Below are 20,843 nucleotides of genomic sequence, written 5' to 3' on the forward strand. Positions count from 1 at the left end.
AACTTGTTAAAGCTCTATTTATCAATCGCTTAAGCTGGTTATGCGTAACTTTACGGTTTGAGTTAGACACTCGCTTAATCACCGCAGGCTTTTGCCTCTATTACTTTTTTGCAATTAACTAATGTCATGCCTTTAACGCTAAGCTGTTAGTAGTAACGTTATACGAGCAAGTAAATCATCCAGGCGTGACAGATAACAACGACACTTGTTAATCCCATCCGCAAGCTTATGTAACTTACAATCTGCTCTTTAGGAAGACTAAGGATAAACTTGTCGTAAATAAGTACGGCGACGTAGCTTAGCGATAAAACGCCAAACACCTTCACGTCGTGAGAGAACACTAAACACAACCACCCAATTATGGTCGGCAACATAGCGACTAACATTTGCTTGTCGTAACGTTGATTACTTATTGCGTCCCACCAATGGATACCACCAAAGAAAGACAATAGCACGGCTGAGTATTGGACAAAGTAAACGGCGCTTTGTGTAAGCGATAACAGGTTAAGCTGATAAGCCAGTGGCATAGCCACAAAAGGAATGAGACCGGCAATACCTAGAAAAACCGCTGAATAGGGCATTGTTGTTCCTTGAAGTAATCTTGTATAAACAAAAATAGCGCCTTAAAGGCGCTATTTTTACTATTAAGCGTAATACTTAGTTCAGTATTTACTAATTTACTACTTAATTGGCGTGTACTTACGCTGGTTATGACCAGTGTAAAGCTGACGAGGACGACCAATTTTTTGTTTAGGGTCGCTCATCATTTCATGCCAGTGTGAAATCCAACCTACTGTACGAGACAGGGCAAAAATACACGTAAACATGTTAGTTGGAATACCAATCGCTTTAAGTACGATACCAGAATAGAAGTCTACGTTCGGGAACAGTTTCTTCTCTGCAAAGTACGGGTCACTCAATGCAATCTTTTCAAGCTCCATTGCTACTTCTAGTAGTGGATCTTTAACATTAAGTTCGCTTAGTACTTCGTGACAACTTTCACGCATTACTGTTGCACGTGGATCGTGGTTCTTATAAACACGGTGACCGAAGCCCATAAGACGGAATGGGTCATTCTTGTCTTTAGCGCGTGCAATAAACTCAGGAATACGATCAACTGTACCAATTTCTTCTAGCATGTTCAGACATGCTTCGTTTGCACCACCATGAGCAGGACCCCAAAGTGAAGCAACACCAGCAGAAATACATGCATATGGGTTCGCACCAGAAGAACCGGCAAGACGAACGGTAGACGTTGAAGCATTCTGTTCGTGGTCTGCGTGAAGCGTAAAGATACGGTCCATCGCGCGCTCAACAGCTGGGCTGATTTGATATTCTTCTGCTGGTACAGAGAACATCATGTTCAGGAAGTTAGCTGCATAGCTTAAGTCGTTTCGTGGATAAACAAACGGCTGACCTACATTGTACTTGTAGCACATAGCAACAAGAGTAGGCATTTTAGCAATTAGACGGTGCGCGCTGCGAATGCGCTGTTCTTCATTAGAAACGTCTAAATCGCTGTGGTAGAACGAAGACATCGCGCCAACGGTACCACATAGCATTGCCATAGGGTGGGCGTCGTTGCGGAAACCGTGGAAGAACATGTTAATTTGTTCATGTACCATGGTGTGACGAGTAATTGTCTCTTTAAATTCTTCGTACTGTTCCTTTGTTGGTGCATCACCGTGAAGAAGCATGTGACAAACTTCTAAGTAGTCTGCATCACGCGCTAGTTCTTCGATAGGGAAACCGCGGTGTAATAATACACCTTGAGCGCCATCAATGTAGGTAATTGAAGACTCGCAAGATCCTGTCGCCATAAAACCTGGGTCGTACGTGAAATAACCGTGCTGGCCTAACGTACGGACATCGATTACATCTTGTCCTTCGGTGCCAGACAAGATAGGAAGCTCGATTTCCTTACCGCCGGCTTTAAGAATGGCTTTCTGATCTGCCATAAAATGCTCTCCTCAGAATGGTTCTGTTTGCAGCGAAAACGGACGAAAATATCCGCTTCGTTGGGAAAAGTGGGCGTATTTGTACTTTATTATGCACCAACAAGTCAATTTAATTGCATATTTGCACAATAAATATTCCGAATTGCTTAAAAAAATACTAGCAATCAGATAACGATTAATTAACTCGTTGGGATTTCACTTTGCCCGATACGGTGCAATTATCAATGGCTTTTCGATAAAGGTAAACCACCGAACGATAAATATATTAACAGGTTAGTTTAAAAAGTAACCTTTTGATGAGGAATAAATACGCATACAGATTAAAAGTGCTTAATTTCTCGTTGTTATGCATAGTTATTCCATTTAGCTGCTGGTAAACTTCTTAACACTGTAATTGCGCTCGTTTAAACGTGTTGCGCTCAATTTTGATCTCTTTTTATTCAAAATAATTATCATAAAAGTGTATATAGCGACTAAAGTCTTACTACGGCACAAAAAATTGTAATTATATACTACGCTGGATATACTCAGCGGTGCTTTGGAAATGGAATAATTATTCTGTTACAGGCATTAAAGAATAATTCACAAATTGTTAACAACTCAATGGATGAGGCAATTAACAGGTTAAAAATCGAATTCACTTACTCAGGACATAATAAAGGTAAGAAATTCATTATCCCCTACGGATTAAACAGGCATACATTGTGAAAAAGCAAAGACCAGTAAATTTAGAACTCAATACTATTAAATTTCCGCCCTCTGCTATTTCGTCAATTCTCCACCGTGTAACCGGTGTTGCAATGTTCTTCGCGCTACTTTTTGTTATCTGGGCATGGGCAGTTTCTGTTCATTCGCCTGAAGGTTTCGCGGACGTACAAGCAATCATGGACGGTTTCTTTGGAAAATTTGTCGCAATTGGCACAGCTTCAGCGCTGACATATCACATTCTAGGCGGCCTAAGACACGTTGTTATGGATTTAGGTCACTGGGAAGAATTAGAGTCGGGTAACACAAGTGCAAAAGCAGTAATCGCACTTTGGGTTGTACTGACCGTAGTATTGGGAGTTGCATTATGGTAACCAACCAAGCAAGCATTAAGCGTGACGGCGTACAAGACTACGTTTCACTTCGCGCTACAGCAGCAATTATTTTCGCGTACTCGGTTTTCATGGCGTGGTTCTTTATTACCACCGATAACCTAACGTTTATCGAATGGCGAGGGTTGTTCTCTGGCCTGGCTATGAAAGTTTTCACATTGGCAGCACTAGTAGCAGTGATGATCCACGTGCGCATCGGCCTTTGGCAGGTGCTTACAGACTATGTTAAATCAGCAGGTCTGCGCGCAGGACTACAATATATCTTAAATATCATCGCGTTCGGCTATGTAGCTGTTGGCCTATTCGTATTGTGGGGAGTGTAAAATGAGTTTACCCGTTCACGAGTTTGATGCAGTAGTAATTGGTGCTGGCGGTGCAGGTATGCGCGCAGCACTACAGATTTCGCAGTCTGGTAAATCATGTGCACTGTTATCAAAAGTATTTCCAACCCGTTCTCATACTGTGTCTGCTCAAGGTGGTATTACTGTAGCACTTGGTAATTCACACGAAGACAATTGGGAATGGCACATGTATGACACCGTTAAGGGCTCTGATTATATCGGTGACCAAGACGCTATCGAATACATGTGTAAAACTGGTCCAGAAGCAATTATCGAAATGGAAAATATGGGTCTACCATTTTCTCGTTTCGAAAACGGTAAAATCTACCAGCGTCCTTTTGGCGGTCAGTCTAAGAATTTTGGTGGCGAGCAGGGCGCTCGTACAGCAGCTGCAGCTGACCGTACTGGTCACGCGCTTCTACACCTTCTTTACCAGCAAAACGTAAAGAACAAAACAAAAGTTTTCTCTGAGTGGTATGCACTTGACCTAGTTAAGAACCAAGACGGAGACGTTGTTGGTTGTACCGCGATTGATATCGAATCTGGTGAAGTAGTTTACTTCAAGTCTCGCGCTGTTGTATTAGCAACAGGCGGTGCAGGTCGAATTTACGCATCTACTACAAACGCACACATCAATACCGGTGACGGTGTTGGTATGGCACTTCGTGCAGGTGTTGCAGTTCAAGATATGGAAATGTGGCAGTTCCACCCAACGGGTATCGCTGGCGCAGGAACATTGGTAACAGAAGGTTGTCGTGGTGAAGGTGGTTACCTTCTCAATAAAGACGGCGAACGTTTCATGGAACGTTATGCGCCTAACGCGAAAGACCTTGCTGGTCGTGACGTTGTTGCCCGTTCAATGATGACTGAAATTCGTGAAGGTCGCGGTTGTGAAGGCCCATGGGGTACTCACATTAAGCTTAAGCTTGACCACCTTGGTAAAGACGTTCTTGAGTCTCGTCTACCTGGTATCCTTGAACTTTCACGTACGTTTGCGCACGTTGACCCAGTGAAAGAGCCAATTCCAGTAATTCCTACTTGTCACTATATGATGGGTGGTATTCCTACAAATGTTGATGGCCAATGTCTAACGGTTGATGAAAACGGTAACGACAAGGTTGTTAACGGTCTATTTGCCTGTGGTGAGATTGCCTGTGTATCTGTACACGGTGCGAACCGTCTTGGCGGTAACTCACTTCTTGACCTTGTTGTCTTCGGTCGCGCGACTGGTTTACACCTTGGTAAGACATTGTCTGAAATGGCACCAACACGAGACGCATCAGAGTCTGATCTTGAAGCCTCTATGACGCGTTTCAACCGTTGGGAAAATTCAGAGAAAGGTAAGGGCGAAGACCCAGTACAAATTAAGAAAGACTTGCAGAAATGCATGCAGCTTAACTTCTCAGTATTCCGTGAAGGTGAAGCAATGGCGGAAGGTCTTAAAGAGCTTAGCGAAATTCGCGAGCGTCTTAAGCATGCACGCCTTGACGACAAGAGCGCAGACTTCAATACCCAGCGTATTGAATGTTTAGAGCTTGATAACCTAATGGAAACCGCGTACAGCACAGCAGTAGCAGCGAACTTCAGAACGGAAAGCCGTGGTGCTCACAGCCGCTTCGACTTCCCGGACCGTGATGACGATAACTGGTTATGCCACAGCATCTACGATCCGAACACTGATAAAATGCTTAAACGTGAAGTGAATATGGCGCCTAAGCTTAGGGAAGCATTCCCGCCTAAAGTGCGTTCATATTAAGAGAGGCAACGATCATGCAATTAACTTTTTCGATTTATCGTTACAACCCAGAAGTAGATGCGAAGCCTCGCATGCAAGACTACACTCTAGAAGTAGAGGAAGGTCAGGACATGATGGTGCTAGACGCGCTACTTGCACTTAAAGAGCAGGATCCGACGCTTTCTTTCCGTCGCTCTTGCCGTGAAGGTGTGTGTGGTTCAGACGGTGTGAACATGAACGGCAAAAATGGCCTTGCGTGTATCACTCCTTTATCTGCACTGGGCAAAGGTAAAATAGTAGTTCGTCCACTTCCAGGTCTACCAGTTGTACGTGACCTTGTTGTTGATATGACGCAGTTCTACACACAGTACGAAAAGATTAAGCCGTTCTTAATCAACGACAGTAAGCAGCCGCCAGCGCGCGAACACTTACAGTCACCTGAAGAGCGTGCGAAACTTGACGGTCTTTACGAGTGTATTCTATGTGCATGTTGTTCAACGTCATGCCCATCTTTCTGGTGGAATCCTGATAAGTTCATCGGTCCTGCTGGTCTACTTCACGCGTATCGTTTCCTTATCGATAGCCGTGATACGGCAACTGAAGAGCGTCTTAACGACCTTGATGATGCGTTCAGCGTATTCCGCTGTCACGGTATCATGAACTGTGTAAGTGTATGTCCTAAGGGCTTAAACCCTACAAAAGCGATAGGCCAAATTAAGTCTATGCTTTTACAACGGGCTGTTTAGTACTATATTCTGATAACTTCCTAAAGTTACAGATAGTGATGCTCTAAATAGCCATCCCAAAAGGATGGCTATTTTTTTATATATTCGCTGTTATAACACTTGGTTATGCTGAGAATAACCTTATAATACATCTTGATTGTTAACTAGATTTTATAAAACGTAGCAAGGCAAATTAAATGCAAGAAAGCGTGATGAAAGCGTGGTGGGATTCCTCGCACATGGCAGGTGCCAACGCTGCCTATGTTGAAGAGTTGTATGAAACTTATTTAGAAGACCCGCAAAGTGTCTCTGAAAATTGGCGACAAATCTTCGATAACCTCCCCAAAGTCGATGGCGTAGAGTTAGAAACCAATCATACAACAATTAAAAATCAATTTAGGCAACTTGCTGCGTTAGGGCCAACCGCCCGCATGTCTAGTCCGTCTGTGCCTTCTGCAAATGTTTCAGACGACAGGCAAGTTAAAGTTCTTCAGTTAATCAATGCGTTCCGCTTCCGCGGTCATCAGCACGCAAACCTTGACCCGCTAGGTCTATGGAAACAAGAGCGTGTACGCGACTTAGAACTTTCTCACCACAGCCTTTCTGAGCAAGATTTCGATTCAGTATTCAATGTAGGTTCGTATGCCATTGGCAAAGATTCAATGCCATTGGGTGAACTGTTTAAATCGTTAAACCGCACATACTGTGGCTCTATCGGTGCAGAGTACATGCATATTACCGATACTGAACAGAAACGCTGGTTGCAACAAAAAATTGAATCTGTTCAAGCAAAGCCTGAAATTTCTCGCGACGAAAAGCTAGGAATTCTTAAAGGTCTTACTGCGGCTGACGGAATGGAAAAGTACTTGGGTTCTAAATTCCCAGGGGCAAAGCGTTTCTCTCTAGAAGGCGGCGATGCACTTATTCCTATGCTGAAAGGTTTAATCACCAAGGCTGGCACTGCAGGTACCAAAGAAGTGGTTATCGGCATGGCTCACCGTGGTCGTTTGAACGTGCTAGTTAACGTATTGGGTAAAAACCCATCGGTGCTGTTTGATGAATTTTCAGGTAAGCACGACGACTCACTAGGCGCGGGTGACGTGAAATACCACGCAGGTTTCTCGTCTGACTTCGCGACTCCAGGCGGCAATGTTCACTTAGCACTAGCGTTTAACCCGTCTCACCTTGAGATTGTAAACCCTGTAGTTATGGGGTCTGTACGTGCACGTCTTGCGCGTCGCAATGATGACACGAATACAGTACTGCCTATCACTATTCACGGTGACTCGGCAATTGCTGGTCAGGGTGTAGTACAAGAAACCTTCAACATGTCGCAAACTCGCGGCTTTGCTGTAGGTGGTACGGTTCGTATTGTGGTAAATAACCAAGTTGGTTTCACCACATCGAAGACTGAAGATACCCGTTCAACGCAATATTGTACTGACATCGCGAAGATGGTACAGGCACCGATTTTCCATGTGAACTCAGACGATCCAGAAGCGGTTGCCTTTGTTACGCAGCTTGCGCTTGAATACCGCAATAAGTTTAAGAAAGACGTTGTAATTGATTTAGTTTGTTACCGTCGTCATGGTCACAACGAAGCGGATGAGCCAAACGCCACGCAGCCGTTGATGTACCAAAAAATTAAGAAGCACCCGGTTCCACGTGTTCTTTATGCTGACCAGTTAATAGCTGAAGGTGTGATTGAACAACGTGACGCAGACCGCTATCTTGAAGAATATCGTGAAGCGCTCGACCACGGCGCGTGCGTTGTTGAAGAGTGGCGTCCAATGACAGAGCACAGCGTTGACTGGTCTCCATATCTTGGTCACGACTGGGATACGCCTTACGATGGTTCGCTTTCAGTTGAGAAGCTCAAAGAGCTAGGTGAGTCAATCACTACTATTCCTGAAGAGCACAAGCTTCAGTCTCGCGTAAACAAGCTTTACCAAGACCGTAAAGCGATGGTTGCTGGCGAGAAAATGCTTGATTGGGGCATGGCTGAAAACTTGGCCTATGCAACTATCGTTGATGCCGGCGAAGATATTCGTATTACCGGTCAGGATTCAGGCCGTGGTACTTTCTTCCACCGTCACGCGGTATTGCACAATCAAAAAGATGCGTCGACATATATGCCACTACAGCATATTCGTGAAGGACAGGGCGAGATCGAAATCTACGACTCTGTGCTTTCAGAAGAAGCGGTTATGGCATTTGAGTATGGTTATGCGACAGCGGAGCCTACGTGTCTGACTATTTGGGAAGCCCAGTTTGGTGACTTCGCTAACGGCGCTCAGGTTGTATTTGATCAGTTCTTGAGCTCAGGTGAAGCGAAGTGGGGTCGTTTGTGTGGCCTAACCGTTTTACTTCCACATGGTTATGAAGGCCAAGGCCCAGAGCATAGTTCTGCGCGTCTTGAACGATTCTTGCAAATGTGTGCTGACCACAACTGGCAAGTGTGTGTACCTTCAACACCCGCTCAGGTTTACAACATGCTTAGACGCCAAGTGGTTCGTCCAATGCGTAAACCACTTATCGTGATGTCACCTAAGTCACTATTACGTCATCCAATGGCTGTATCTTCGTTAGAGGAACTTGCAGAAGGCAAATTCCATAACGTAATTGGCGAAATTGATGATATCGATCCGAAGAATGTGAAGCGTGTTGTTATGTGTTCAGGCAAGGTTTACTACGATTTGTTAGACCAGCGCCGTAAAAATGAGCAAACAGACGTCGCAATCATCCGTTTAGAGCAACTTTATCCATTCCCACAAGAAGAATGCGCTAAAGTTGTGGCACAATACAGCCACGTAAAAGATTGGGTTTGGTGTCAAGAAGAGCCTCAAAACCAAGGCGCTTGGTACTGTAGCCAACACCATTTCTGGCAAGCAATTCCAGATGGTGCAAAATTAACATATGCAGGCCGTGATGCATCCTCGTCACCTGCAGTAGGTTATGTATCCGTTCACAACCAGCAACAGAAAGCCCTGGTTGAAAACGCACTCACAATTAAATAAGGAACAGTAATGACAATTGAGATAAAAGTTCCGGTTCTACCTGAGTCAGTTGCCGATGCCACCATTGCAACCTGGCACGTAAAGGCCGGTGACGCAGTTAAACGAGACCAGAACCTGGTTGATATTGAAACTGATAAAGTGGTTTTAGAAGTTGTGGCGCCAGCGGACGGTACAATTGGTGAGATCCTAAACGAAGAGGGTGCAACTGTTTTAGGCGAGCAAGTTATTGCTAAACTAGAAAAGGGTGGTGCTGCTGCACCAGCTGAAGCTAAAACAGAAAGCAAAGCGAAAGACGATTCTAAATCAGATGCGGCTCCAGCGGCTTCTGGAAAAACATCTGATGTTAAAGTACCAGTACTTCCTGAATCTGTAGCTGACGCGACAATCGCAACGTGGCACGTAGCTGTAGGTGAAGCAGTTTCTCGCGACCAAAACTTGGTTGATATCGAAACTGATAAAGTAGTACTAGAAGTTGTTGCTCCTGCAGACGGTTCTCTTGCTGAAATTATCGCAGAAGAGGGCGCCACCGTAACAGCTGAAGAAGTGATTGCTAAATTTGTAGAAGGTGCAGCAAGCGGCGCTTCTGCTCCAGCAGCGTCAAGCGAAAGCGATGACAGTGACGAGAGCAGCGATGCGCTTAGTCCTTCTGTTCGTCGTTTACTTGCAGAAAAAGGTGTTGACGCAGCTAAAGTGAAAGGCACTGGTAAAAATGGCCGTATCACTAAAGAAGACGTAGAGAAGTACCTTAAAGGCGGCGACAGCTCAGCGAAGGCAGCGCCTGCTGCGTCTGAATCTGTTTCAGCTGACTTACCAACGGGTAATCGTACCGAGAAGCGTGTTCCTATGACGCGTCTTCGCAAGACAATTGCTAACCGTCTTCTTGAAGCGAAGAACTCTACGGCAATGCTAACAACGTTTAACGAAGTAAACATGAAGCCAATCATGGACCTTCGTAAGCAGTATCAAGACAGCTTCGAGAAGCGTCACGGTATTCGCCTTGGTTTCATGTCTTTCTACGTGAAAGCGGTAACCGAAGCCCTTAAGCGTTTCCCTGAAGTTAACGCGTCTATCGACGGTGATGACATTGTTTATCACAACTACTTCGATGTATCGATTGCTGTTTCTACACCACGTGGCCTTGTAACACCAGTACTTAAAGATACTGACACACTAGGCATGGCAGGCGTTGAAAAAGGAATTAAGGAACTAGCACTTAAAGGCCGTGACGGTAAGCTGTCATTGGCTGAACTACAAGGTGGTAATTTCACAATCACCAACGGTGGTGTGTTTGGTTCACTAATGTCTACACCAATCATTAACCCGCCACAGAGCGCTATTTTGGGTATGCATAAAATCCAAGATCGTCCAATGGCAGTTAATGGAAAAGTAGAAATTCTACCAATGATGTACCTAGCGCTTTCTTATGACCACCGTATTATCGATGGTAAAGAATCAGTAGGTTTCTTGGTAACCGTTAAAGAGATGCTAGAAGATCCAACACGTCTACTTCTAGACGTATAAGACTTTCGTCTCACGGAATTGTGGTTAGGCGTTTAGCTTGTGTATGCTTGCTTTGCGCCTAACGCAACGCTGATATTTGCCCTATAATATCAGTCAAACTAATCAAGTCGCATTTGCGGCTTTTGTCTTACTAAAAATCGGATAGAAACACCATGAATTTGCATGAATACCAAGGTAAGCAGCTATTCAAAGAATACGGTTTGCCTGTTTCTGAAGGATACGCAGCAGACACTGCTCAAGGTGCTGTAGAAGCCGCTGACCGAATTGGCGGAAACGAGTGGGTAGTTAAGTGTCAGGTACACGCGGGCGGTCGCGGTAAAGCTGGCGGTGTAAAGCTAGTTAAAAACAAAGACGACATTCGCGCTTTCGCTGAAAACTGGCTTGGCAAAAATTTGGTGACTTTCCAGACTGACGAAAACGGTCAGCCTGTGAGCAAAATCCTAGTTGAATCTTGCACAGATATCGCTAACGAGCTTTACCTTGGTGCAGTAGTTGACCGTACAACCCGTCGCGTTGTATTCATGGCATCTACTGAAGGTGGCGTTGAGATTGAAACTGTTGCAGAAGAAACTCCAGAGAAAATCCTTAAAGCTGAAATCGACCCAATTGTAGGTCCTCAGCCTTATCAAGCGCGCGAAATGGCGTTTGCTCTAGGTCTTTCTGGCGTACAAATCAAGCAATTCACTCAAATCTTCCTTGGCCTAGCTAAGATGTTTGAAGAGCTTGACGTTGCGCTTATCGAAATCAACCCGCTAGTTATCAAAACTGACGGTAACCTACACTGCCTAGACGCGAAAGTAGGTATCGATGGTAACGCGCTATATCGTCAGCCTAAGCTGAAAGATATGCAAGATCCTTCACAAGAAGATGCGCGTGAAGCTCATGCTGCTCAGTGGGAACTAAACTATGTTGCGCTAGACGGTAATGTAGGTTGTATGGTTAACGGTGCAGGCCTAGCAATGGGTACGATGGACATCGTAAACCTACACGGTGGCAAGCCAGCTAACTTCCTAGACGTTGGTGGCGGCGCAACTAAAGAGCGTGTAGCTGAAGCATTCAAAATCATCCTTTCTGATGACAATGTTAAAGCGGTATTGGTTAACATCTTCGGTGGTATCGTTCGCTGTGACATGATTGCAGAAGGTATCATTGGTGCGGTTAAAGAAGTTGGCGTAGAAGTACCTGTAGTTGTACGTCTTGAAGGTACCAATGCAGAGCTTGGCCGTGAAGTTCTAGCGAACTCTGGTCTAGATATCATTGCTGCTGAATCGCTAACTGATGCAGCGCAGAAAGTTGTTGCTGCAGCGGAGGGCAAATAATGTCTGTATTAATTAATAAAGATACTAAAGTAATTTGTCAGGGTTTCACTGGCGGTCAGGGTACTTTCCACTCTGAGCAAGCAATTGCTTACGGTACGCAAATGGTTGGTGGTGTAACACCAGGTAAAGGCGGTACTGAGCACCTAGGTCTTCCAGTATTCAATACTGTACGTGAAGCGGTAGAAGCAACTGGCGCAACTGCAACAGTTATCTATGTTCCAGCACCTTTCTGTAAAGATTCAATTGTTGAAGCTGCAGATGCGGGTATCGAGCTAATCGTATGTATCACTGAAGGTATCCCAACGCTAGACATGCTTTACGTTAAAGAATACGTTGAAGCTAAAGGCGTTCGCATGATTGGTCCAAACTGCCCAGGTGTTATCACTCCTGGAGAGTGTAAGATTGGTATCATGCCTGGTCACATTCACAAGCCTGGTAAAGTAGGTATTGTTTCTCGCTCTGGTACACTTACGTACGAAGCAGTTAAACAAACTACTGACGAAGGTTTCGGCCAGTCTACTTGTGTTGGTATCGGTGGTGACCCAATTCCTGGTTCTAACTTCATTGACATCCTTCAGATGTTCCAAGACGATCCGCAAACTGAAGCTATCGTAATGATCGGTGAGATCGGCGGTACTGCTGAAGAAGAAGCTGCGGCGTTCATCAAAGCGAATGTAACTAAACCTGTTGTTTCTTACATCGCTGGTGTTACTGCTCCTCCAGGCAAGCGTATGGGTCACGCTGGTGCAATCATCGCAGGCGGTAAAGGTACTGCTGATGAGAAGTTCAAAGCACTAGAAGACGCAGGCGTTAAAACTGTTCGTTCACTTGCTGAAATCGGCAAGGCGCTTCGCGAGACTACAGGTTGGTAAGCTAACGCTTAACAATTTTGTGATAAAAGCCCGCTTTAAGCGGGCTTTTTTGTGCGCGCTTATTAACAACTCTGCAGAAATGCATGTAACAAAATTACAACTATCTGCCGTAAAAGCTCCGTATAATCCATATTGTGTTGTTAAATTACATAAAGGCCTGCATATCCTTTGTTAACGGCGTGTTGCACAAATTTTATTGAATACGTATGCAGGCAATTGTGCAAACCCTAGGTCCTCTATAGCATTATGCCGACGAGATGTATTGTCATTTAATTGTCATAAGAACAACAAAAAGACAACAACTATAACCGTATGGGACACCCGTTTTATGAAACAATTTAAACCCAACCTAATTAAAGCTGCGCTTATTTCAGGCGGTATGGCGTTTGGTAGTGCACCAGCATTTGCACAAGATGCAAACACTGATGCTGTTGATGAAGCAAATCTTGAAGTAATTCAAGTTAGCGGTATTCGCGGCAGCTTACAGCGTGCTCAAGCAATCAAAATGGATAACACTTCAATTGTTGAAGCGTTATCAGCAGAAGATATTGGTAAGTTACCAGATACCAGTATTGCAGAATCAATCGCACGTCTTCCTGGTGTAACTGGTGAACGTCGTAACGGTCGTACAAGTGGTATCTCTGTTCGTGGTTTTAACGAGAACTACGTTGGTACGTCACTGAACGGTCGTGAGCTTCTAGGTATGGGTGATAACCGTGGGGTTGAGTTTGACCTTTATCCAACGGAAATCATTTCAAACATTCTGGTATACAAAACACCAGAAGCGGGCATGACTACCCAAAATATCGGTGGTTCAATTGACCTTCAAACGGTTAAGCCTCTAACGGCAGAAAGCACGTTTACCGTAAATGGCACGTTCGAGAAAAATGCTGAAGACTCTCCAAACCCAGATTTTGACAACGACGGTCATCGCATTTCTTTAAACTTTGTCGATCAATTTGCCGACGATACGATTGGTTTAGCGCTAACTGTTGCGAGCATGGAGTCTCCACGTCAGGAGCAACACTTCCGCGGTTGGGGTTACGCCACAGTAAACACTACACCAGAAAACACGTTTGACGATAACGGAAATCCTCTTTGGAACCCTCGTCGTTATGATGGTCAAGACACTGTAGACGTTCCTGATGGTACTGTTGTATTGGGCGGTCACGATTCATTCCAGCGTTCAGCAATGCTAGAACGTGACTCAATTGCCGCTGTAGTCCAGTGGGCGCCTACCGATAAGCTCAATATTCAACTTGATGCGCTTTATATCGATTTTGTTGAAGACGATGTACGCCGTGGTCTTGAAGAAGGCGGTGCAGAGTGGGGTACAAGCGCTTACACAATCACTGGTGTTGAAAACGGTCTGGTAACTAGTGGTTACTCTGATGGTTTCTATAGCGTTGTTCGTAACGATGCGCGTCGTCAAGAAGCAGACCTAACCACAGTAGGCATTAATGCTGAATACCAAATCAACGACTCTTGGACACTAGAACTAGATTACTCTACCGGTAAAGTTGAAAAAGAAATTATCGATGTAGAAAGCTACTCAGGTGTAGGTCGTGCTGGTACTGAAGGCCGTCCAATTACTGCACGTAGCTGGGAAATGACATCTTCTGGAGTAATGTTCTCTGACCACCCAACTATTGCACCAGTTGACCTTACCGACCCAACACTTATTAGCCTTGCTGGTCCGCAAGCATGGGGCGCACGTCCGTTACTTGAGTCTGATGCACAGGATGGTTTCGTAAACCAGCCGCTTTTCGAAGAAGAGCTTGATACCCTTCGTTTCGACGTTAAAGGCTATGTAGATTGGGGTGTGGTAACAGGCCTATCTGCTGGTGTTGTATATTCTGACCGCTCTAAATCTAAAGACAATAACGGTGCTTACCTAACAGCGCCTTCATATCCTGGAAATGCTGCTATTCCTGAAGTGCTAGGCGTAACGAACCTTAACTTTATTGGAATTGACGGCGTGTTAGCGTACGACTCGCTAGGTCTTTTCGAAAGTGGTTATTACATTGAAAGCGATGCAAGCCGCGTTCAAAACGATCGCTTAGGTGATACTTACACCGTTGATGAAGAACTACTTACCCTTTACACCAAACTAGATTTGGAAATGGAAGTTGGCGATATTTGGGTGCGCGGTAACGTAGGCCTTCAAGTAGTAAGTGCAGATCAAGAATCAACAGGTTTCTCTGCAACGTCTGACCGCGAAGGTTACACCATTGCTAGCCCTGTAACAGGTGGCGCAGACTACACAGATGTTCTTCCAACACTTAACCTTTCAGCAGAAGTGGCTGAGGGCCAGTTTGTTCGCTTGGGCTTGAGCAAAGTTATTTCTCGTCCGCGTATGGATGACATGCGTCCAAATACTCAGGTTACGTTCTCGTTCAACGATAACCAAATTACTAGCACTGAAATTGAAAATGGTCCATGGGGTGGTAGTGCTGGTAACCCTGAATTGCGTCCGCTTGAAGCTAACCAGTTTGACTTAGCTTATGAGAACTACTTTGCAGATACAGGTTATGTAGCTGTGTCGTTCTTCTATAAAGACATTAAAAATTGGCACCGCAGCACGTCAATTGTGGCTGATTTCACAGAGTTTTATATTCCTGAGCTACATCAGGGCTCTGAAGGTCAAACTCCTGTATTGTTCACAGGTCAAGTAAGCAGTGTTCTTGATGGTTTCGAAGGCTTTGTTCGCGGTTACGAATTACAAGGTTCACTTCCATTTGACATGATCCATGATTCACTTGAAGGCTTCGGCTTGTTCGCAAGTGCAACCTTTATGGATGGTGAAGTTGACGCGGCTCCGGGTCAAACTGAAACACGTATTCCTGGACTATCTGAAGAGTCTTACAGTATGACTTTCTTCTATGAGAATGCTGGTTTCGAATTCCGTCTTGCGGCAACAAAACGCGATCAGTACCTAACTGAAGAACGTGGTGTTAGTTTGGCGTTAGTTGATGCAACGAAGCAAGGCGGTACGCTTGTTGATGCGCAAATTGGCTATGACTTTAGCGAGTCTGGTATCGAATATCTAGAAGGCCTGCGTGTTACTTTACAAGCACAGAACCTGACCGATGAAGATGATATTCAAGCGTCAGCGGCTGACGGCCGTCAAATCACGCAGTTCCAAACTTATGGAACGAACTACTTGCTAGGATTTAACTACAAGTTCTAATTTCTTCGTGTGTGTAAAGCCACCTGCTGCTTTTTGTTTTAGCTTGTGCTAAAAGAGAGAGCAAATGGTGGCTTTTCTTTTTGTATGAAAGGAACCCTTCAAAATTTTTGGTACGAATTGCGAGAAGTTTATGCAAGATCCTCATAATAAACCGATAAAGCGTGTAGTGATTGCCGGCGGTGGAACGGCAGGTTGGTTAGCTGCATCATTAATGAAAAAGGTGTTGGGTAAAGCAGTTGATATTACTCTGGTTGAATCTGAAGCGATTGGTACGGTCGGTGTTGGCGAAGCTACCATCCCCCCAATACGCCTAGTAAACCAAGTGTTAGGTATCGACGAAGCACAGTTTCTTCATGATACTAAAGCAACGATAAAACTTGCTATACGGTTCGAAAATTGGAAAACGAAGGGTGAAAGCTACTATCACACCTTTGGTGCGCCGGGCAAAAGCATGGCGTTTTGTCATTTTCATCACTACTGGGTAAAGGCGCGCCAGCAAGGCCTAAAAGACGACCTGTGGGATTTTGACCTAAATTACCATGCCGCTGAAGCGGGACGATTTGCGCAGATAAATGCCAAAGACCCAGTCGTTGAGCTACCTTTCGCTTATCATTTTGACGCCAGTTTATACGCTCAGTATTTACGAAAGCTGAGTGAAAATATGGGGGTTGTACGCAAAGAAGGTAAAATTTCACGTGTTCAACGTTTTACCGACAGCGGTTTTATTCAAGCACTTCACTTAGAAAGTGGTGACGTGGTTGAAGGGGACTTATTTGTTGATTGCACGGGCTTTAAGGGACTATTGATAGAGGAAGCGCTGGGCGCTGGTTACGACGATTGGTCTCACTTACTTCCTTGTGATAGTGCCATTGCAGTACCGTCTGAGCGACATGAAAAAACCGCGCCTTACACGCGCTCTATTGCCCACGATGCAGGTTGGCAATGGAGGATCCCACTGCAACACAGAAATGGTAATGGCCACGTATATAGTTCACGCTATATCAGTGATGATCAGGCCTGTGACACCTTGTTGTCAAACTTAGATACCAAACCATTGGGTGACCCTAAACTGATAAAGTTTACGACGGGCAGACGACGTAAGCAGTGGTACAAAAACGTAGTAGCAGTAGGTCTATCAAGTGGATTCTTAGAGCCACTTGAATCTACCAGTATTCACCTCATTCAATCTGCAATTGTTCGCTTAATTCAGTTGTTTCCCCACAACGGCTTTGCACCGAGCTTGGAAACGGAATATAACAAGCAGTCTGAATTAGAGTTCGAACAAATCAGAGATTTTCTTGTTTTGCATTACACCGTAAATGAGCGAACCGATAGTGCCTTTTTCAATGACATGCGAAATATTACTTTGCCCGATTCCCTAGCACATAAAATTGCGTTGTTTAAAGAAAGCGGTAATCTGCTACGAGAACAAAATGATCTATTCCTTGAAAGCTCATGGCTACAGGTCTTGTACGGTCAGGGGATTACTCCTAAGGATTATCACGGTTTGGTAAACAGTGTGCCTGAAGTTCAGTTAAATCAAATGTTAACAAGGTTGTTGGAAATCAAAAAAGAGCCCATTGCTAAGTTGCCGACACATGACGAGTATATAAATGGGATGGTTGCAAAGTATAAGCGCGCAATGAGTTGAATAATTTCATATGGTTAGAAGTGCTGCGAACGAACGCATTAGCTAACTAAACAGGTAAAGGATAAAGCAGCCAAAAGGCTGCTTTATTCGTTTTTAAGGATGAATTGTTACAATTATGCTGGTTTTTTACTGGTAAATTAAAAATATGTTGCGCCGATGTAAATGAATACGTATGCATAGCATTGCTCCCTTTTTATACAAAACAGTAGTATTTGGTGTTGAACCATAAGAGGCATTTTTGGGTGTGGTAGTCCTAAAAGTGTCGATAATAAACAAGGAATGGGACACCAATGAAAACATTCAAACCCAGCACTATCATGGCGGCCTTGATAAGTAGTGGGGTCGCGTTTAGCGCAGCTCCACTTTATGCCCAAGAGTCACCAGACACCTCAATAGACGAAGTTGAACGACCACAAGAAGATACCTTAGAGCGTATTGAAGTACGTGGTTTTAGTACCAGCTTGATCCAATCACTAAACCAGAAACGCTTCTCCGATACGGTTTCTGAACAAATATCTGCAGACGATTTGGGCGGACTTCCCGATGTGTCGATGGCGGATGCACTGACCCGCTTGCCGGGTATCTCTGCGGTAAGAACCGGGGGGCAAGCCGCGCAGATAAACATTCGTGGTCTATCCGGTGACTTTGTGTTTTCTACATTAAACGGTAGAGAGCAGGTATCGACCAGCGGAAGTCGGGCAATTGAGTTTGATCAGTATCCTTCAGAGCTTATTAGTGAGGCAGCGGTTTATAAATCACCCAAGGCATCGCTTATTGAGGGGGGTATAGCGGGTACGGTAGAACTTAAAACTGCATCTCCACTTGCCATTGAAGAGCAGCATAAATTCAGCGCCAACATGCGTGGCATGTACAACGATAGAGCGTCAGAGGTAAGTGATGCTACAGAGTATGGACATAGACTGAGTTTTTCATATCAAGGTAAATTCCTTGACGATACGCTAGGTGTATCACTAGGTTATGCTCGTTTATTCCAACCGAGCGTTTCTACTCAATTCATTGGTTTAGCTTATAACGGTCAAGTTGATGTAGACGGACTTGAAGGTGATATAGACGGGCCAGCAGATTGCCCCAATTGTGAACTCATTTCAGAAGGCTTTGAAATGCAGCACAAGGGCGGGGAAGAGACTCGCGATGGTTACGTTGCCGCGTTTGAATGGGCACCTATCGATACCTTTACACTTAAAGCTGATGCTTTTATCTCGAAATTTGATTCCGAAGCCTTTGCACGTGGATTTCGCGTTAAGCTAGGTGGAATAAACGCTGGTATAACTAATCCTGTAGTAGTAAATAATAGCGTAATTGGCGGCACATTTTCTCGTACAGACAACAGCTTTACCCGTGTTGAGTTGGTAAACGACGACAACCAAGATTTCGACAGTGTTACCAACTTAGGCGTGAATGCTAGCTGGGAGATATCGCCAGATTTAGCGGTTCAGTTTGACATCTCCCGTTCAAGTGCTGAAAGCGACTTCAGAAACGGCTTACTGTGGTCGCTTGTTGGCGAAGATGCGACAGCGGCAAACCCCGTGTTCGACGAAAACGTCCAAATTTCTTATTTACTCAACGGTTTAAACTTACCTGATATCGGTTTTAATCAAAGTGATGCTTTTACGGACTTAGACCGTGTAATGGTAAGTAAATACGGTATTTATCCGTATGAAAACAAAGATGAGTTAGACGCCTATCGCGTAGACTTCCAATATTATGTCGATGTGCCAATCATTTCTGGCTTTGAATTTGGCTATCGTTACTCAGACCGGGAATATAACAATGACCGCTCTGTGTTTGAATACGGCAACGATAGTGCATTCTCAGTAAGCGAACCGCCACTTCAGTTAACTTCTGATATGGTCGAAGAGGTTAATTGGAGCGGTGATTTTGGTTATTTTCCAAGTTATCTTTCCGTTGATCTAGACAGTGCACTTAATGCTTGGTTTCCAAGCGGTAGGCCACAGCCTGTTCAAACGTGGGGACCAGGAGCTGCCGGCGTTATCAATGGTCCAGGTACCGGGCCTGCTACTGCGTGGACGCTACAAGAAAGTGGCGATGTATTTGAAACTGTGAATTCTGCTTACTTGATGGCAAACATTAATACAGAAATTGGCAGTATTCCTGTTACAGGTAATGTTGGTGTTCGTTACGTTAAAAGTAAACAAAGTTCAACGACACTACAGCGTGCTACTCAGTTAATTGAAGACCTTGAGACCGGAACATCGGTTGAAGTTAGTGACCCTACGGCTGGTGCACAAAACATTACCGACGACGTAGGGTTAATTAATAACTTTTATCGCCCAGCGTTGATAAGTCACGAATATTCTGACGTTTTGCCTTCAATTAACCTGAACTTTAAACTTACAGATGACACGCAACTTCGTGTAGCTGCTGCAAAAGTGATGGGCAGAGCGCCAATAAACCGTTTTGCCGCAAATGCGTCAACCACTATTGAAACGGTTACCGCTTTCCAAGACAGAGACTCGGGTGAAATTACGCTTTCCAACCCTACGGCAAGGGTTAGTGGTAGCGCCCGTAACAGCCCTTATTTAGAGCCATTCTATGCAACTCAATACGACGTTTCGTGGGAGTATTATTTCTCAGATACGGAAGGCGCATTAGTTGTCGCTGGCTTTTATAAAGACATTGAATCGTTCGTAGAAGACATTGAAATAGAGCCTTATGATTTTGAAGCAAACGGCATTGTAATTCCTGATAACGTAAGTGTGCCGGTTTACTTGACGCCAGAGTTTGCAGGGCAGGAAGCCGAACTAGCGCTCGATGAAAATGGCGACCCCATCTTTATTACCGTCCCTACTGAAAATGGTAGCTACAGCACAGCCGTAAACAATGCCGAAGGTGGCTATATTCGCGGTTTAGAAATCGCCTATACGCAAATTTATAGCATGCTGCCTGGCATGTGGTCAGGCTTAGGCGTTAGCGCAAGTTACTCTTACACCGAAAGTGAAATTCAACGCACGCTAGGTGATGACGTGTATGCCGCTAACTTACCAGGTCTTTCTGAAAACGTTGCTACGCTAACCGTGTTTTGGGAATACGAAGGTTTTGAAACTCGCTTGTCTAGCCGATATCGCGACGCATTTGTTTCGCAGCAAGTAGCGGTAAACGATCAGGTGGTTAATTTTGATGAAGAATTGGTTATTGATTACCAAGCGTCGTACGAGATTAACGACAATTGGAGCGTACTATTTCAAGTTAACAACCTAACAGACGAGCCAACGAAGAGCTATTTCTCATCAGAAGAGCAAACCGGCACTATCCAATACTTTGGTACGCAATATTACCTAGGGATGACATATCAACTATGAAAATCAGCATCTTAGGTAATTTATTTAGCAACACGAAGGAATATTCGGTTGCCAAAAGTAGCGAAAATATTCAGGA

General features: G+C 44.6%; 13 protein-coding genes. 11 read left to right on the plus strand and 2 right to left on the minus strand.

Annotated features, from left to right (window positions below):
- Positions 1 to 158: 158 nt before the first annotated feature.
- Entirely contained in the window at positions 159 to 581 is a 423-nt protein-coding gene (locus MASE_RS09080; RefSeq protein ID WP_014949443.1) for a DUF3429 domain-containing protein, read from the minus strand.
- Positions 582 to 680: 99 nt separating this feature from the next.
- Positions 681 to 1,958: a citrate synthase gene (locus MASE_RS09085; RefSeq protein WP_014949444.1), complete on the minus strand. Its 1,278-nt coding sequence runs from the start codon at positions 1,956 to 1,958 to the stop codon at positions 681 to 683.
- A 704-nt stretch (positions 1,959 to 2,662) separates the two neighbouring features.
- Between MASE_RS09085 and sdhC the strand changes: the two genes are divergently transcribed.
- The 11 genes from sdhC (at position 2,663) to MASE_RS09140 (ending at position 20,767) form a co-directional block, all read left to right on the plus strand.
- A complete protein-coding gene (gene sdhC / locus MASE_RS09090) occupies positions 2,663 to 3,037 on the plus strand; it encodes a succinate dehydrogenase, cytochrome b556 subunit (protein ID WP_014949445.1) in 375 nt (124 codons plus the stop codon).
- Entirely contained in the window at positions 3,031 to 3,378 is a 348-nt protein-coding gene (gene sdhD, locus MASE_RS09095; protein ID WP_014949446.1) for a succinate dehydrogenase, hydrophobic membrane anchor protein, read from the plus strand. The genes sdhC and sdhD overlap by 7 nt, the downstream gene beginning before the upstream one ends.
- Position 3,379: 1 nt before the next feature.
- On the plus strand, positions 3,380 to 5,152 hold the full coding sequence (gene sdhA, locus MASE_RS09100) for a succinate dehydrogenase flavoprotein subunit (protein WP_014949447.1): 1,773 nt from the start codon (positions 3,380 to 3,382) through the stop codon (positions 5,150 to 5,152).
- Between the two features lie 14 nt (positions 5,153 to 5,166).
- Positions 5,167 to 5,877: a succinate dehydrogenase iron-sulfur subunit gene (locus MASE_RS09105; RefSeq protein WP_012518362.1), complete on the plus strand. Its 711-nt coding sequence runs from the start codon at positions 5,167 to 5,169 to the stop codon at positions 5,875 to 5,877.
- Positions 5,878 to 6,053: 176 nt separating this feature from the next.
- On the plus strand, positions 6,054 to 8,873 hold the full coding sequence (sucA, locus tag MASE_RS09110) for a 2-oxoglutarate dehydrogenase E1 component (protein WP_014949448.1): 2,820 nt from the start codon (positions 6,054 to 6,056) through the stop codon (positions 8,871 to 8,873).
- A 9-nt stretch (positions 8,874 to 8,882) separates the two neighbouring features.
- A complete protein-coding gene (odhB, locus tag MASE_RS09115) occupies positions 8,883 to 10,394 on the plus strand; it encodes a 2-oxoglutarate dehydrogenase complex dihydrolipoyllysine-residue succinyltransferase (protein ID WP_014949449.1) in 1,512 nt (503 codons plus the stop codon).
- Between the two features lie 152 nt (positions 10,395 to 10,546).
- Positions 10,547 to 11,713: an ADP-forming succinate--CoA ligase subunit beta gene (sucC, locus tag MASE_RS09120; protein WP_014949450.1), complete on the plus strand. Its 1,167-nt coding sequence runs from the start codon at positions 10,547 to 10,549 to the stop codon at positions 11,711 to 11,713.
- Positions 11,713 to 12,585, plus strand: a complete 873-nt coding sequence (gene sucD / locus MASE_RS09125) for a succinate--CoA ligase subunit alpha (RefSeq protein WP_012518366.1) — start codon at positions 11,713 to 11,715, stop codon at positions 12,583 to 12,585. Before sucC ends, sucD begins: the two co-directional genes overlap by 1 nt.
- 328 nt (positions 12,586 to 12,913) lie before the next feature.
- Positions 12,914 to 15,775, plus strand: coding sequence for a TonB-dependent receptor (locus MASE_RS09130; RefSeq protein ID WP_014949451.1), 2,862 nt, complete (start codon positions 12,914 to 12,916; stop codon positions 15,773 to 15,775).
- Between the two features lie 130 nt (positions 15,776 to 15,905).
- Positions 15,906 to 17,426 carry a tryptophan halogenase family protein gene (locus MASE_RS09135; protein WP_014949452.1) on the plus strand — a complete coding sequence of 507 codons (1,521 nt, stop codon included), beginning with the start codon at positions 15,906 to 15,908 and terminating at the stop codon, positions 17,424 to 17,426.
- A 290-nt stretch (positions 17,427 to 17,716) separates the two neighbouring features.
- Entirely contained in the window at positions 17,717 to 20,767 is a 3,051-nt protein-coding gene (locus MASE_RS09140) for a TonB-dependent receptor (protein WP_014949453.1), read from the plus strand.
- Positions 20,768 to 20,843 lie beyond the last annotated feature (76 nt).

Source organism: Alteromonas macleodii ATCC 27126, from assembly GCF_000172635.2.
GTDB classification, from domain to species: Bacteria; Pseudomonadota; Gammaproteobacteria; order Enterobacterales; family Alteromonadaceae; genus Alteromonas; species Alteromonas macleodii.

Coding starts and splice junctions, on each gene's coding strand:
- MASE_RS09080 (WP_014949443.1), bottom strand. CDS start 581: ATGCCCTATTCAGCGGTTTTTCTAGGTATTGCCGGTCTCATTCCTTTT.
- MASE_RS09085 (WP_014949444.1), bottom strand. CDS start 1,958: ATGGCAGATCAGAAAGCCATTCTTAAAGCCGGCGGTAAGGAAATCGAG.
- sdhD (WP_014949446.1), top strand. CDS start 3,031: ATGGTAACCAACCAAGCAAGCATTAAGCGTGACGGCGTACAAGACTAC.
- sdhA (WP_014949447.1), top strand. CDS start 3,380: ATGAGTTTACCCGTTCACGAGTTTGATGCAGTAGTAATTGGTGCTGGC.
- MASE_RS09105 (WP_012518362.1), top strand. CDS start 5,167: ATGCAATTAACTTTTTCGATTTATCGTTACAACCCAGAAGTAGATGCG.
- sucA (WP_014949448.1), top strand. CDS start 6,054: ATGCAAGAAAGCGTGATGAAAGCGTGGTGGGATTCCTCGCACATGGCA.
- odhB (WP_014949449.1), top strand. CDS start 8,883: ATGACAATTGAGATAAAAGTTCCGGTTCTACCTGAGTCAGTTGCCGAT.
- sucC (WP_014949450.1), top strand. CDS start 10,547: ATGAATTTGCATGAATACCAAGGTAAGCAGCTATTCAAAGAATACGGT.
- sucD (WP_012518366.1), top strand. CDS start 11,713: ATGTCTGTATTAATTAATAAAGATACTAAAGTAATTTGTCAGGGTTTC.
- MASE_RS09130 (WP_014949451.1), top strand. CDS start 12,914: ATGAAACAATTTAAACCCAACCTAATTAAAGCTGCGCTTATTTCAGGC.
- MASE_RS09135 (WP_014949452.1), top strand. CDS start 15,906: ATGCAAGATCCTCATAATAAACCGATAAAGCGTGTAGTGATTGCCGGC.
- MASE_RS09140 (WP_014949453.1), top strand. CDS start 17,717: ATGAAAACATTCAAACCCAGCACTATCATGGCGGCCTTGATAAGTAGT.